Consider the following 15,475-nt stretch of genomic DNA (forward strand, 5'->3'; position numbering starts at 1 on the left):
CACCTCATAATTTGAAATCATGATTTTTTAATGAAATTTTACGATTTATTGTAATAAGTTTTATAACATTTTTAATAAAAGCTATAGAATCTTTTATTATATCTACATGAGAACCTTCTTGGTCAATACACTGTACAGGAAGTTGCAATACCCTAAAGTTAAGTTTTTTTGCTATGAAGGCCATCTCAAGGTCAACAGCTAAACCTGTATCTTCATGCATATATGGTAAAATTAGCCTTGAGGCGTTTGAAGTCATTCCTTTAAGACCAGTCTGTGAATCAAAAACACCTTTAGGAAGAAGTGGTTTTGTAATAATTCTTTTTACAAAAGACATACACCTCCTTAATATTGCTCTGTTCTCAGCAGTTAAATCTTTAGTACCAATAACAAAATCATAGTATCCCATGGATAACACATTTATTATCTTTGCAATATCTTCTATATCGAAAGAATTATCACCATCAACAAAAATCATGATGTTAGAATTTATTGAGTTGATAGCTTCTATAAAAGTTCCAGCCTTTCTAGTATTGTATTGAAGTTGATATACGTTAATCAAGGATTGATTGGTTATTATATCAGTACCTTGAAATTCATCTTCTAGTAATTTATCGATAAGTTCTTGGGTATTATCCTTGCTGCCGTCATTTACAAAATATATATTGATATTTGAAAAACTTTCATTAAAAAGTATCTTAACTTTTTTAATAAAGTCACATACCTTATTAAAACGAGCTTCTTCATTATATACTGGAATGATTATAGCAATATCAGAGCTTTTGTAAGCATATTCAGGGTGAAACAGAGCTTGAATGCTTAGAAGTAATTCATCAGGATAGGAACTTCGCCACCTCAATATTCTAGTTTTTCCATACCCTTGTAACTTCATAAAAAAGAAATGCTCAGCTGGGGATATAAAATCATTTATAAAGAGTATATTAACAGACGGATTAATTTGTCTTAGCTTATTTCCAATAATAATACTTTCACGAGGATTTTCTACATCAATAATAACGAGATTTTGATCTATTTTACTAATGGAATCCAAAGCATCAATGGGGAGTATGTTTATGGTATAAAATATAATAATAGATTCATAAGCTATAGCCTTTTTAAAATCAGTTAAAATCAAAAGATTATCCATACAGCAAACCTCCGAATTTAGTTTTAATGTGACACGAAATATGATATATTTACATTATACTACATATTATGAGGTGAAATAGTGAAAAAAATAAATATAATTATAAAAAAAATTAAAGTGATTACATTTTTGCTGATAATAGCAGTAGCAATGATACCTACGCTATTAATTACCTTGATATATGGAAACGCAATTAAAAGTTATTTAAATAAGGCTGGAACTTCATATGTCGAAAGGGAAAGAGACGCGAAAGTGAAGAATATTAAAGCTTTTTATGAAACTATGAAATTGCAGTTAAATAGTTACTCAACGATACAGGGATTGGGTTTTATTGATAATAACACTGATGGTAAAATGAATTATGAGGGGATTAAGTCTATACAGTATATTGACAATATATATATCCTAAATGCAGATTTTAACTTATTAAATTCCCTTTATCCAGATAAAGTTAATGAACACCTAATTACCGTGCTTAAGGAAGCAAAGTTTAGTAAGCATTATTATGTATCAAATTTTTATATGAAAGACAACAAAGAGTTTCAATTTGTTTTTTTTAAGTTAGTTGAAAATGGTGAAATAAAAGGCTACACAGCTTTTGAAATAAATAATTCTTTCTTTGAAGAATTCATGGAAAGTAATAGCGACTTAAATGTGGATATCTACAATGATAATTTTACAATTATAGCATCAACAATTGAGAATAGAGTATACACAAATAAAATTAATGAATATACAAAAAGAATGCTAAATGGTTATACTAGCACTGAAAGTGTTGAGGGAATTAAAACTTCTTATACATTTATAGATTTAGAGAATACTTCTCTATATATGGTTGTTACAAAAAATGAGAGTGAAATTTATGCACCATTTACCAATTCAATTATGTACATTTTTATAATTTTTTTACTATGTCTAGTATTTTCTGTGGTAGTTGCAGTTAGATTTATTCGATTCCTTGGTGAACAAATGAAAAAGGAATATTTTGATTCTGAAAATCAGAAAATTTATGAACAAAATAAATTATTGATACCTCGCGTAGAAAATATAATAGAGTTATTAGATATTTCTGTTACAAATTTAGAGGAAATAAAAATTGCTAAGAATAAGCTATCAACTACATATGATCAACTTAAAGGTGAAGAGAGTGGATTTAATGATAATAGTAAAGATAAGTAAAAAACTATGGGGATATTTATATATCTATCGATATGATATATTTTCATTAATAATTATGTCATCGATAATATTATGGATGATGGCACCTATTTATAGAGGAGGTCATATTGTATTTAGCGATATGGCTTTCGGATTCAGTTCACAAAGATATATGGAAGAAATATTTGGCTTATGGAATGAAAGATGGAGTACTTCAACACTTTTAAATGTTCCAAGACTTATATATATTTATCCATTATATTTTTTCTCAAAATATTTCAATTATAGCGGAGCAGTTTTAATTAAATCTTTTATTACAGTTTTAGTTTTAGTGTCAGCTATTTCTATGTATTTGTTCACAAAGAGAATAATAAGTATATACTTTTCAAAAGAATTTAATTTCTTCAAAGTCTTTGCATTGATAACTGGAGCAATTTTTTATGCCCTCAACCCTTGGGTGGTAATGAGACTTCAGCATATATATTTGCTTTGTGGATACAGTCTTCTACCTATAGTACTTATGTTCTTCTTTAATGCTTTTGATCCAAAATTTCAACAACAGCTTATCCCAGGTTATTATATTTATCATAGGGGGATATATAAGCGAAATGTATTTGATTTATTTATGCTCAGTATCTTTTTTACAATAAGTGCAGCCGCTATTCATTATTTTTTTTATGGAATGATTTTTTTATTTATACTTGGAGTTTTAATAGTTGGAAAGACTCTTATACAAAAGGGTAATAGAAGTAAGAGAAAAATAAAAAGTATACTTATAAATACCATTAAAAAGATAGCTGTATTTGCAACGTTGTTTACATGCCTAAGTGGTTATTGGTTGTCTGCATATTTTGGAAGTATTGTCTTGAAAGCTCAAGCTTCTCAGCACAATATTAATGTAATAGACACCCTTTCTTTATTTAGTCGCAATAGCTCTATAAAAAATGTAGTATACTTTATTTCTTACTGGTGGCCTATGTTTAATATTTCAGAATTGCCTCTTTCATTTTATATAGGCGGGGCAGTTACAATGATATTTGTGTTATATGGAGTATTGTACAAAGGTTACAAATATAACATTATAGTATTCTTTACAATTTGTACATTAGGTTTCAGCATAGTTTCTACAGGTGTTAAGCTTGAATCCTTTGCTAATATATTTATAATCATTGTGTCAAAAACACCAATAATTGGTTCTATGTTTAGGGACCCTAATAAATTTATAGGGCTTATGGCAGTTGGTTATAGCGTTCTTTTAACTTTTGGTGTACAAAGTTTTCTTATAAAGCTAGATGCAATGCGCAGGAGCAACATATTAAAAACAGTGACGTTTTTTTCTGTTGTAATTGCTTTTTCGTTCTACTTTAGACCATTTTATGACCATTTTATCAATGGTTTCTATAGTCCTATAACTATCCCTCAGGAATATAGTGATGTTCAGGATAAGTTTAAAGATAAAGAAAAATTCGATAGCAAGGTTCTTTACATGCCAATTGCTGATAATATGATCCAAAGTTTTAATGGAGTAGCAACTCCATATTGGAATAGAAATAGTAACAATGAAATGGAGAAAGCTACAGGTGATATTCAAGTATATTCATCACAAAAAAATACGATTTTTCATCACGAGGGAAATGCAGTAAGTATTACATACTACATGAATTTTCTTCAGTATCTTTTAGATAAAGGAATGACAAAGAATTTTGGCAATCTTGTTTCCACCTTTGGTATAAATGAATTTGCGTACCATAATGAATATGTGGGACAAGAAGCAAGGCAAAAATTTAATTTGGAAATCCTTAAGCAGCAGGATGGGTTAAAGAAAACCTACGAGAATGGGATATTTAGTTTATATGATGTAGAAACCCCGATCCCTTATTTATACAATGTACCAAAAAAAATAATTACCCCATATGGATATAGCCGTTTGGAGAGTTATAGTAATGTTAAAAATTTCAACTTTAGTGATTATGGAGTGATCTTTTCAGCTCTAGGTGAAAAAAGCTATCTAGAAACTCTTAATAACGGAGATTATATAGACGTAGCAGATTATAATGATTTATTCCTATCAAATTTGCCTAAAGATAATTATCTGCTACCATTTGATGTTATTAATGAGGGGAATTCCTTCTTAACTTGGAGTAAGACTTTAGTAAACAATAATGATTGGCTTTGGTATTTGTCGTCACAAAACCTCAACAACTTTCCTTTTGAATTTGATTTTAACTCAGGAGTAGCAGTTACTTTTGCTTCAAGTAGGCTAGACATACCACCTTATAAAATAGATTATACTAAGGGAAAACTAATTGCCGATTTTGATTCTATGTTAAGAACGGACAGATTCTTTGTACCAGATAATCCTGAGATATTTAGTGTTTCAGCTAATCCTCGGACAAATAATAACTCAATACCAGTTTTGCATGGGGAAATTATGAAGGGTGATCCTAAAAATATATGGCAAGTTGCAAAATCAGGACTTTTAGATGCAAAAGAAAATAACCCATATAAGTTCAACTTGGTGGTATCCGGAAGAGGGACAAATAAAATGCATGTAAAGGTTAGATTTTTTGATAAGCAGATGAAGGAAATCGGAGTAAGCTATGTAGTTGCACCAGGTGAAGAAGTAGATTTTAATGAAGTTAATTTTACTGGTGAGTATGTTTCTCCACAAGGTAGTGCTTATATGAGAATAGACCTCTTAAGTTATCAACAGCCTGAACAAAAAAATTATTGGTGGATTCATGATATAAAGATATATGATTTTGACGAGTATAAAAAGCCTAATGTATTTACTATGACAAAAAAGTTTGATTCGCCTCAGAGAGCTAAGGTATATATGAGGACATTATATTCAGCAAAAGGCGGTGATCTTCAAATAAATATAAATAACAGTGAAGCAAAGAAAATAAGCACTATGGATAATTCTATAACTCAGTTTAAGTGGATTGAAGTTGGAGATTATGATTTTGCAGCAGGTGAAAATAAAATCTCCGTTGAGAATAAGTCAGGCTTTAATGCTATAAATATCTTTGCTATTATTCCAGAAAAAGATTATAGCTTTTTGTCTAATCCTTTGAAAGTAGCTTTAAATAAATGCAATATATTTTCGGTTTTAGAAGCAGAAAATGACTTTAGCTATTCAGGAAATATCCAAAGTGAAAGAGTTTATCCTAAATTAAGTATGGGTAAAGGCATAAGTTCTCAAAAGGGAATTTTAGAACGTGATCTAGACATAGTAAAAACCAGCAATTACTCTTTTGCTTTCAAATTAAATGGTGGCAGTGATAATGATGGTAAGTTAACTTTTAGTATACTCAATGAGCAGAATGAATTAGTATTGAAGAGACAGATAAACAATTCTGATTTGAGTGAAACTAGTAATGAAAAAGAGGTTGTAGTAGATAAAATTTATAATACAGATACATTTCCGCAAACTATAAAATATATCGATAATATGATGGGGCATTATAATACTTTTTTAGTAAACAATATAAATCTTGTTGAAGGAAAGTATAAAGTTAGAATAGAATTTGACAGTAATGTGTTTTCTCTAAGTAACCTTAATGATATCCATAAGTTTGAATCAACGGAAGTGGCATTGGATTATAATGCAATAGCTGAAGAGGTTGATAAAGAAGATATTGGAAATTATATAGGGATAACATCTGATATGATGAGAGATAGCATAGTAGATAATACATTAAATATAGAGTATGATAAAACTTTTTCTAACAGCTGGTATGATTATGCTTCTAAAAAAGTGTTGGTAAAGCCTGATGAAGAATATCTTATTAATTTTGATGCAGTTTCTCAGAATGTAAGTAACAGACATATGAAAGTTGTGTTTATTGATAAAGATGATAAGGTGATTAATACAACCTATATAAATGATATAGAAGATAAGTATAAAAGTACATGGAATAGTTACGAACAAATAGTGAAAGCTCCAACTGGGGCAAAATATATGCAGTTTCATATACTTTGCCAAGGAAGTAAAGTTTCAAATGGCTTTGTAAAAATAAAAAACTATACTATTATACCTTATAAAGATCTCATCACATTTGATAATATGATGATCTTTGAAGGGAATGATTTCGAAAACTTTTTCAAGAGTGATATTGAAAAGAATGAGATTAAGTATAGTAGATTGGATAGTATGAAGCGAGAATTTCAGTTAACAAATTCAAATAGAAATACTGTATTATTAAACTATTGTGAGTCTCCAAACCCATTGTGGGAAATTTCACTGGGTAGCTTTAAAGAGAGAGGGACAATGACATTAAATGGTGTAACAACTGGTATTGTTACAGATGAAAGTGGTAAAGGGAAAATTGAGGTTATTTTGAGAAAAGTATACTATGGAAGTTTTATGCTTATAGGTGTTGGGATAATTATCTTTGTTGTTTTATATAAAAAATCAAAACGGTAGGCCAACTCGAAGTAATTAAAATAAGTTTCAACCACTATCACCAAAATTAGAATAGGAGGAATTGCTAATGTTAAATATAGGTTGTCACTTATCTTCAACAAAGGGTTTTGAGCATATGGGAAAGGAAGCCTTAAGTATTGATGCAAATACTTTTCAGTTTTTCACTCGAAATCCTAGAGGCGGAAAGGCAAAGGACATCGATGAAAAGGATGTAGAAGCTTTTCTTGAATTTATAAAGGAAAAAAACTTTGCTAAGATTTTAGCTCATGCACCTTATACTTTAAATCCTTGCTCTGCTGAGGAGAGAACTAGAGAATTTGCACTGGAAGTAATGACCGATGACTTAATCAGAATGGAATACGTTCCAAATAACCTTTATAATTTTCATCCTGGCAGTCATGTTAAGCAAGGATTAGAGGTAGGGATTGATTATATAGTTACTTTGCTTAATACAGTTTTAAAGCCAGAGCAAACAACAACAGTTCTTCTTGAAACCATGGCTGGAAAAGGGACGGAAGTTGGAAGCCGCTTTGAAGAGCTTAAAGAAATTTTAGATAGAGTAACCCTTTCAGATAAAATGGGTGTTTGTTTAGATACTTGCCATGTTTATGATGCGGGATATGATATTGTCAATGATTTAGATGGAGTTCTTGAAGAGTTTGATAGGATTATTGGCCTTGATAAACTTCGTGCTATCCATTTAAATGATAGCAAAAATCCGTTTACCAGCCACAAGGATCGCCACGAAAAAATTGGGGAAGGATTTATTGGTCTAGAGGCTATAACAAGGATAATCAATCATCCAAAACTTAAAGGTATACCTTTTTTCCTTGAAACTCCAAATGAAGTTCCTGAATATGCTGAGGAGATTAAATTGCTTAGAGGTGCATATAAGGGTGACTAGGATATACAATACACAAAGTCATTAAATATAAATCTTTGATTTTAACAAATTAAAGGCTATGTTTGATATGATGTTGAAATGTAGTCTAAGAAAATTATAGGTGGGACTGGCCACCTATAATTCTCATGATGAAATATTATTTTTCTTTGTGTATGGAGAATAACTTCCTGTAACTACAACAAATCCTTCACTAATTGTATAATTTGTATCTTTTATAGGGCTTACATTATTAATTAAGTTCATTGCAATTTTATAAACTGCTTCAGCTTGAGCCTCGTAATTAATATTAACAGTACCAGTCATAAATCCTTTATCAATTAAATCTCGGGCTTCTTGTGATCCGCCAGCGCCAACAACATCAATATATTTTGCTTTATTTCCTTTATTATAACCATATTTTTGCAATGCTTCAATAGCTCCTAATGCTATAGTATCATCATTTGCAATTATTGCCTCAATACTACCAGCGTATTGAAGTAACAATGATTCAATAGTCCCTTTAGCTATTTCTTTACTCCAATTAACAACTCTTAGTGCAAGCTCTTGTGTTTTTATTCCTGCTTCATTAATTGTTGAAACAGAATACTTTACCCTATCATTGGCCACTGGATTGTCAGTTGCTCCTTTTAACATAATATATTGCAATATGTTATCTTTATTTTTATCCATAACTTTATTATTATTCCATTGATCAACAAGAATTTCCCCCTGAACAATCCCAACTTCTCCCTGTTTACCTTTAAGAAATACAACTTTACTATACTCCTTAGACAGTTTTGATGCTATTTTAGGATCAACATCGAGCATAATTAGTGGCATATTTCGTAAACTAGCTTTACGAATAATATCTTCTATTACATCACTTGGTGGGTTACTTAGTCCAATTACCATAAAATCAATAGTGGGATTTAAAAGTAAAGAGTCTACTATTGCCACTTGTATAGATAAGTTATTTTTGCCATTATAAAAACTAAAGTTCACTTTATCCTGATTTTTGTTTTGGATATCTATAAACTTTTGTTGAATAGACTTCATTTGTGGATTTTCAAAATCATACATTCCTATTGCAATATTGGCTACTTTTCTATTTTCACTAGCAAATATGCTATTTTTAGTATTATTTGTTTGCATAACAATCAATATTAGAATCATAAATAATGCAAATATTCTTATTAATCTTTTCATTATTACTCCTCCAAGTGGTTACATCTGGTGATTATACTAATTTAAAAATCCTAGCTTTTCAGTAGTATTCTCTATTAGTCAATTTCTATTGTTAATTAGTACAACCGGCTATTCGCCGACATATATTAATTGTTTCCTCAAAGGATAACTTTGATTAGTTGTTTTTTAGAAGTCAAAAAGATGTATAATTATTATGGAATATTTAGACTTTGAACGAAAGAAGTTGATAGGAAAGATGAATTTGTATAGTAAGTATTTTAAGTTATATAAAGTGCCATTTCTCACAGCTGTTTTTTGTGTAGCTCTTGAAGCTATATGTGATTTACTGTCTCCAACACTTATGTCCAATATTATTAATACAGGTATCAATGAAGGGGCACTTTCTAATGTTTATTATTGGGGGGGGCTGATGCTTACGATTACTGCAATAGGAGCAGGTTTCGCAGTTACTAGAAATATTTTGGCAAGCAAGGTATCACAGCGTGTTGGAGCAGATTTAAGATACGATTTATTTGAAAAGATTATAAGTTTTTCAGAAGTGAGCACTGATAAAATTGAAAGTGGATCGCTTATTACTCGTATGACTAATGACACCTCTCAAGTTGTTCAATTTGTAAATGGAATTATGCGTATATTTTTGAAGGCACCAATTACTTGTATTGGGAGTATTGTATTTGCAAGTCTATTGAATTTTCGATTAAGCCTTATAATTTACAGTGTTGTTTTCTTGGTTGTTGTTATTATTATAGTAAGCATGAAGCTTAGTTATCTTCGTTTTTATCAATTGCAGAAGGCTATGGATAAGGTGAATTCTGTTGTTCAGGAATATCTTATAGGTGTGCGTTTGGTAAAGGCCTTTGGAACCTATGAAAAAGAAACAGATAAGTTTGAAAACTCAAATATCAATTTAATGGAGAAGGGTGTGTCTTCTCAAATGATAATGACCTTAGTGTCACCAATTATAACCTTTATTGTTGGAATTGGAACTGTCATTGTAATTTTTATTGGAAGCAAATTATTTTCCTTAGAGATGGCAAGCCCTGGGGACATAACGGCCTTTACTATTTACATGGCTCAAATTCTAACTTCTTTGATTATGATAACAAACATATTTAATGCCTTTGTTAGAACTAAAGCTTCTACTGCTCGTATTAAAGAAATCTTTGATTGTAAAAGTGATTTTACTAGTAGTGGTGAAGAAAAAGAATTAAATGGTGATATTGAATTTCAAAAGGTTACCTTTGCATATCCTAGTGGCAGTGGTGTGCCTGCTATAAAGGATTTATCCTTCTCTATAAAAAGTGGACAAAGTTTAGCAATTATTGGACCAACAGGTAGTGGGAAATCCACAATCGCTTGGTTACTTTTAAGATTTTACGATGTGAATAGTGGAAAAATTCTTGTTAATGGACACGATATAACAGAGTTAGATATTGATTCCGTGAGAAGTAATATTGCTATTGTGCCTCAAAAACCAATGCTTTTTTCAGGATCTATTGCGGAAAATATTAGATGGGGAAACAAGGATGCTACTGATGAAATGATATATGAGGCTGTAAATAAAGCAGAGGGAAGCTTTATTGAAAAGATGGAAGGTGGTTTTGAAAGCCTTCTAGGCAGTGGTGGTGTTAATGTTTCTGGAGGACAAAAACAACGTATTTCCATAGCTCGTGGAATTCTTAAAAAATCTTCTATACTTTTATTAGACGATGTGACTAGTGCTCTGGATGCAATAACTGAAGCTAAGGTAAGGAAGAATTTGAACTCCAAAGAAAATAAGCAAACAATAATAACCATTACTCAACGTTGTGGAACAGCTATGGCTGCAGATAGGATTTTAGTTATGGACAATGGTGTAAAGGTTGGTTATGGAACTCATGATGAGCTTATGGATACTTGCGAAGTTTATAGAGATATTTATAAAACACAAATAGAAAGCAGTAGGGAGGTGTAAGCTGTGGCTCAAAGTTTTTCAAAACAAGAGATGAAAGCACCGTCTATCGGAGGAAGACCAATGGGGGGAATGCAGCGTTTTGCACCTTCTAAAAAACCTAAAAATGCAAAAGATACGGTAATGAGAGTGATAAAAATATATATGCGCTTTGCCAAACCGATATTTGTAGCTATGATCCTTACAATTATTTCATCAGCAGTCTCTGTTGGAATTCCTTATCTCATTGGAAAGACCTTTAATACCTTTGAGTTTCAGACAAGAAGTGTAGATACAAATATGTTTATATGGCTATTGATGATAATCGTTACATTACATATAGTTAATTTATTTATTTCCTCCTTTAATGGAGTTGTTATGCTGAAGGTTTCACAAAAGCTTGTCTTTGTATTGAGAAGGGAATTTTTTGAGAAGATGCAAAAGCTTCCTCTAGAATTCTATGATACAAGGTCTCATGGTGATACAATGAGCAGAATTACAAACGATGTAGACAATATTAGTTCTACCATTGCACAAACCACTACTCAATTGATATCTAGTATACTGATTCTTGTAGGCTCTTTTGTAGTTATGATGACTCTTAATATACCTCTTACTTTGGTTGTCTTATTATGTATTCCTCTTGTTATGACTTTAACTCGCACCATTACATCGAAAAGTCGAGGTTATTTTATAGAACAGCAAAAGAATTTAGGAGTATTGAATGGAATAACTGAGGAAAATATATTAGGGTTAAAAATGGTGAAAGCCTTTGGAAAGCAAGAAGACATACTAAAACAATTTAAAGAAACTAATGAAAAGCTATACCAGAGTAGTAATAAAGCACAGACATGGGCAGGGCATATGATGCCACTTATGAATGTTATAAATAATTTCATTTTCGCTGTAGTTGCAATAGTAGGTGGTTTTTTATCAGTGAAATATGGCGTTGCTGTTGGTACTGTTGTTAGTTTTATGAGTTATTCAAAGCAATTCACTCACCCGCTTAATGCTGTTGCTGGCATGTTTAATACTATTCAATCAGCTCTTGCTGGAGCAGAACGTGTTTTTGAAATTCTAGATATTCAGGAAGAAGCAGCGGATATAGAAAATGCTATAGATATAGATAATCCAGAAGGTGAAGTAACCTTTGAAAATGTAAGCTTTTCATATAATAAGAGCAATGAAATATTAAAGAATATAAGTTTTAATGTTAAAGCTGGAGAAATAGTTGCTTTGGTAGGAGAAACCGGTGCTGGAAAAACTACTATCGTTAATCTTCTTACTCGTTTTTATGATTCAGGTAGTGGTAGAATTTTAATTGATAATAAGCCTATTACAGATCTTAAACGAGATAGTCTTAGAAAATGTTTTTCAGTGGTTTTACAAGATACTTGTCTTTTTACTGGAACGATTATGGATAATATTCGATATTCACAAAAGGATGTTACTGATGAAGAGGTAATTAAGGCAGCTAAAATAGCTCATGCCCACGATTTTATTGATAAATTGCCAAAAGGTTATTATACAATGGTATCTGGAGCCACAGATAACTTAAGCCAAGGTCAACGACAGCTTATATCCATTGCTCGAGCAGTATTATGTGATAGTCCTATTCTAATTTTAGATGAAGCTACTAGTAGTGTTGATACAAAGACAGAGAAGGATATCCAGAAGGCTTTGTTAACCTTGATGAAGAATCGCACGTGCTTTTTAATAGCTCATAGATTATCTACTATTAGAGATTCAGATTGTATCATGGTAATAGGCGACGGAAAAATATTAGAAAGTGGAAATCATCAAAACCTTATGGAGAAAAAGGGCAAATATTATAAGATGGTTATTAGCCAAATGGGACAATTACCATAAGGGTTAACATAGGAAAAAAGATTATTTAAAAGGATAAGGTGTATTACAGTGACAGCTAAAGAACAAGATTTAGAGATAACAGAGAGGTTAGGTTTTGGAATATTGCTTACATTAGTTGGAGGCGCTATGGATGTATATTCCTATATTCTTCGTGGAAATGTATTTGCTACAGGACAAACAGGAAATTTTGTACTTATGGTAGTTAGAGGAGCAGAGAAGGATTACTTAGGAATGACTCATGCGATGGTGCCTATAGTGTCCTTTTGGATAGGGATTTTTATAGCTTGGCATATATTCTATTTTTATTGCAAAGAAAAGCAGTTGTTATGGAAACGATGGGTTTTAATTATTGAAATAATAACTCTATTTATAGTAGGGCTGGTGCCATGTTCTTATCCGCCAATAATAGCTAACACCCTTCTGTCTTTTGCAGCATCCTTGCAGTACTGTGCTTTTCGTAAGTTTGGTACAGATGATAATTATGCAAGCATATTTTGTACTGGAAATATGCGTTTCTGTGCGGAAAATTATTATAGAGCAATTGTAAAAAAGGATAAGAAAGGCCTTAAAAGAGCAATAGGATATACTTATATTCTTTTAGCTTTTTTAGTGGGAATACTTTTAGGTGCTTTGGCTGTGACAAATTTAAAGGAAAAAGCAATATGGGTGGTGGATGCAGTACTTATAGCTGCACTTATAATTTCTTTTATATATAGTGAAGATAAAAAAGAGGATATTAGCGTAAGTAAGGAGAAATTATAATAAAAGGTCGAATTACACATTATTGAATGAATAAGTTTTAATAATCAGTTTTAGTAGATTTAGTAGAATCTTAACTTATTCAAGTTGATTATTAGTAAGTTTCAGTGCTTATGAATAGCAACTTCAAAAGATGAAAAATCTTTCAATGAATAAAACTTTAATTATGGGACATTATAAAATATTTGGGAGACTAGAGACATGAGAAAAAAATATATTATATTAGCACTTATTTCAACATTGGCAATTGGATTAGCGGCATATAATGTCGTGGGTAAAGATATGATAGCCAATACCGGTTCAGGAAAAAGCTTCTCTATATTTACTTCCTCAAAAGAAAAATTGGCTAAGGATAAGAGTGAAGAAATTATTTCTTTAATAAATCAATTAGAAAAGACAAGCTCTAGTGATATAAAGGCAAAGAAATTGTCATCTGATAGCACATTTAAGAAGGATACTAATATACATGGGCAAAAAAAACTTATAGTTTCAGATGAAAAGTTAGAGGTTGAACTAGATGAAGCTGGTGAATTAGTAAAGTATACAAATAATGAAATGGTGGAATTTATAAAATCCAGTTCTGAAAATGATATGAAGGAGGAGCCAAATCTAGATGCACTAAGAAAAAGAGCTAAGGATATTTTAAAATGTCTTAATATTAGCTTTTACGATGAAGAGAATTTTGCATCAGGAATTGGTGATAAATATATAGATTTTACTTTTCCAAGAAGCTATGAAGGATATGCTTTTGATGGAGATTTTGCGAAAGTAATTTTTGATAAGGCTACAGGTGAAATTGCTTGTATCTCTAAGCAATTTTATTCTAAGGAACCTAAGTCAGTTAGTGTAGAACTTTCAGAAGATGATGCTAAGGAATCAGCCATAACGCTTTCAGGAAAGGAAACTATAAAATCAGTAAAGCTACGTATAGTCAAAAAGAATACTAATTCTTCAAGTTCATCAACAAGATTAGCTTATATTGTTACTTTTGAGAATGACAATGCTGTTTGGATTGATGCAAAGGATGGCAGCAGATTAGCTGGAGTGCAGACAAAATAATAAATAGATTATAAATTGATAGAAATTTAAATAGAAGACCAGCAGGTTGTTTGCTGGTCTTTTAGTTTTAGGTTATTTTTTATAGTAAGTTTCAAGTAAGTAAAGATAATTTTCTTTTTCTTGGTATCTATTATGATCCTTGAATTCTTTGTAACAAGCACAAAATAGACCTAACAAAATCGATGGGAGTAAAATAGAAAAAGTTATTTTGGGTACAGTTAGGACATTAGGAGCATGGTTATAAAAAATATATACAATTAGTGAAATTACAGAATTTAAAAATTCTATAAAAAATAATGTTGCTAAAGAACTAAAGAAATTTGTTTTAGCAATATACTTTTGCGTTAAGGTATTAGGATTAGTGCTAATATTACTATTAAAACGTGACATAGTACGAGCATAATCTTTTAAAAATTTATCATTTTTAAACTGTTCTTTTAAATTGCCATGACTTGCTACAGTAGTATTAGGTAGCTTGTACCTGTCTGATAATGTATCCGAGTTATCCTTAAGTACAGATAAAATGATCTCCGAAGAACTTTTAGCTGTGGAAGGTGGAGTTGTTGATAGAGCAGTGTCGATATTCGTTGCTTCCTTAATTATATTATCTGCATAGGTTTCGAGTTGACTTACTGAAGCTTGTACATTACTTGCTGAAGCATTGTTAGGATCTATTGATGAGGTAATAAATTTACCTAAAGATTTTACATATTTTGCTGAAACTTTAATATCCTTTGTAACCAATTTATTTTTGCTAAAAAAGAGCTTTGCTTTAAACGGAAATATTCTCTTTATTTTATTAGCAACCCATGTCCATGATATGCCGAAGCCAATGCTTAAATGCTTTAGTAAGATTCCAATTATATAGGCTACGATTAATATTGGAATATAGTAGGTTAATGGAAGGTTCATTGATTGTAATAATCCTTTAAAGTTGCTTATATCAAGATATAAATAATATATAGAGCTATAAGAGAAATTGCTGTTTATTACGAGCATTATAAATGGAATAGTAATTAGTCATGGAAGTATAAATCC

General features: G+C 30.9%; 10 protein-coding genes. 7 read left to right on the forward strand and 3 right to left on the reverse strand.

All coding sequences use genetic code 11. The features are described 5' to 3' along the window. Window positions 1-4: 4 nt before the first annotated feature. Complete coding sequence (locus CLOCEL_RS04865) at window positions 5-1,144, reverse strand: glycosyltransferase (protein ID WP_010076420.1); 1,140 nt, start codon at window positions 1,142-1,144, stop codon at window positions 5-7. A gap of 81 nt (window positions 1,145-1,225) precedes the next feature. On the opposite strand from CLOCEL_RS04865, the gene CLOCEL_RS04870 reads away from it, so the two are divergent. From CLOCEL_RS04870 to CLOCEL_RS04880, 3 genes are all read left to right on the forward strand, one after another. Further along, window positions 1,226-2,323 (forward strand): cache domain-containing protein, encoded by a 1,098-nt coding sequence (locus CLOCEL_RS04870; protein WP_010076419.1) that lies wholly within the window; start codon window positions 1,226-1,228, stop codon window positions 2,321-2,323. Next, window positions 2,301-6,731, forward strand: coding sequence for a polysaccharide biosynthesis protein (locus CLOCEL_RS04875; RefSeq protein ID WP_010076418.1), 4,431 nt, complete (start codon window positions 2,301-2,303; stop codon window positions 6,729-6,731). Before CLOCEL_RS04870 ends, CLOCEL_RS04875 begins: the two co-directional genes overlap by 23 nt. 67 nt (window positions 6,732-6,798) lie before the next feature. Beyond that, window positions 6,799-7,635, forward strand: a complete 837-nt coding sequence (locus CLOCEL_RS04880; RefSeq protein ID WP_010076417.1) for a deoxyribonuclease IV — start codon at window positions 6,799-6,801, stop codon at window positions 7,633-7,635. A 123-nt stretch (window positions 7,636-7,758) separates the two neighbouring features. Here CLOCEL_RS04880 and CLOCEL_RS04885 read toward each other — a convergent pair whose 3' ends face one another. Then, window positions 7,759-8,820: a substrate-binding domain-containing protein gene (locus CLOCEL_RS04885; protein WP_010076416.1), complete on the reverse strand. Its 1,062-nt coding sequence runs from the start codon at window positions 8,818-8,820 to the stop codon at window positions 7,759-7,761. A 235-nt stretch (window positions 8,821-9,055) separates the two neighbouring features. On the opposite strand from CLOCEL_RS04885, the gene CLOCEL_RS04890 reads away from it, so the two are divergent. The 4 genes from CLOCEL_RS04890 to CLOCEL_RS04905 all read left to right on the forward strand — a co-directional run bounded on the left by CLOCEL_RS04890 (window position 9,056) and on the right by CLOCEL_RS04905 (window position 14,437). After that, the gene (locus CLOCEL_RS04890; RefSeq protein ID WP_013291632.1) at window positions 9,056-10,774 is read left to right on the forward strand and encodes an ABC transporter ATP-binding protein; all 1,719 of its coding nucleotides are present in this window, start codon (window positions 9,056-9,058) and stop codon (window positions 10,772-10,774) included. 3 nt (window positions 10,775-10,777) lie between these two features. After that, a complete protein-coding gene (locus CLOCEL_RS04895) occupies window positions 10,778-12,619 on the forward strand; it encodes an ABC transporter ATP-binding protein (protein WP_010076414.1) in 1,842 nt (613 codons plus the stop codon). Between the two features lie 48 nt (window positions 12,620-12,667). Beyond that, window positions 12,668-13,381, forward strand: a complete 714-nt coding sequence (locus CLOCEL_RS04900; protein WP_010076413.1) for a YoaK family protein — start codon at window positions 12,668-12,670, stop codon at window positions 13,379-13,381. 198 nt (window positions 13,382-13,579) lie between these two features. Next, window positions 13,580-14,437, forward strand: coding sequence for a hypothetical protein (locus CLOCEL_RS04905; protein WP_010076412.1), 858 nt, complete (start codon window positions 13,580-13,582; stop codon window positions 14,435-14,437). A gap of 72 nt (window positions 14,438-14,509) precedes the next feature. Here CLOCEL_RS04905 and CLOCEL_RS04910 read toward each other — a convergent pair whose 3' ends face one another. Then, a complete protein-coding gene (locus tag CLOCEL_RS04910; RefSeq protein ID WP_010076411.1) occupies window positions 14,510-15,349 on the reverse strand; it encodes a hypothetical protein in 840 nt (279 codons plus the stop codon). Between the last annotated feature and the right edge of the window lie 126 nt (window positions 15,350-15,475).

Source organism: Clostridium cellulovorans 743B (assembly GCF_000145275.1).
In the GTDB taxonomy this organism is placed as follows: Bacteria; Bacillota; Clostridia; order Clostridiales; family Clostridiaceae; genus Clostridium_K; species Clostridium_K cellulovorans.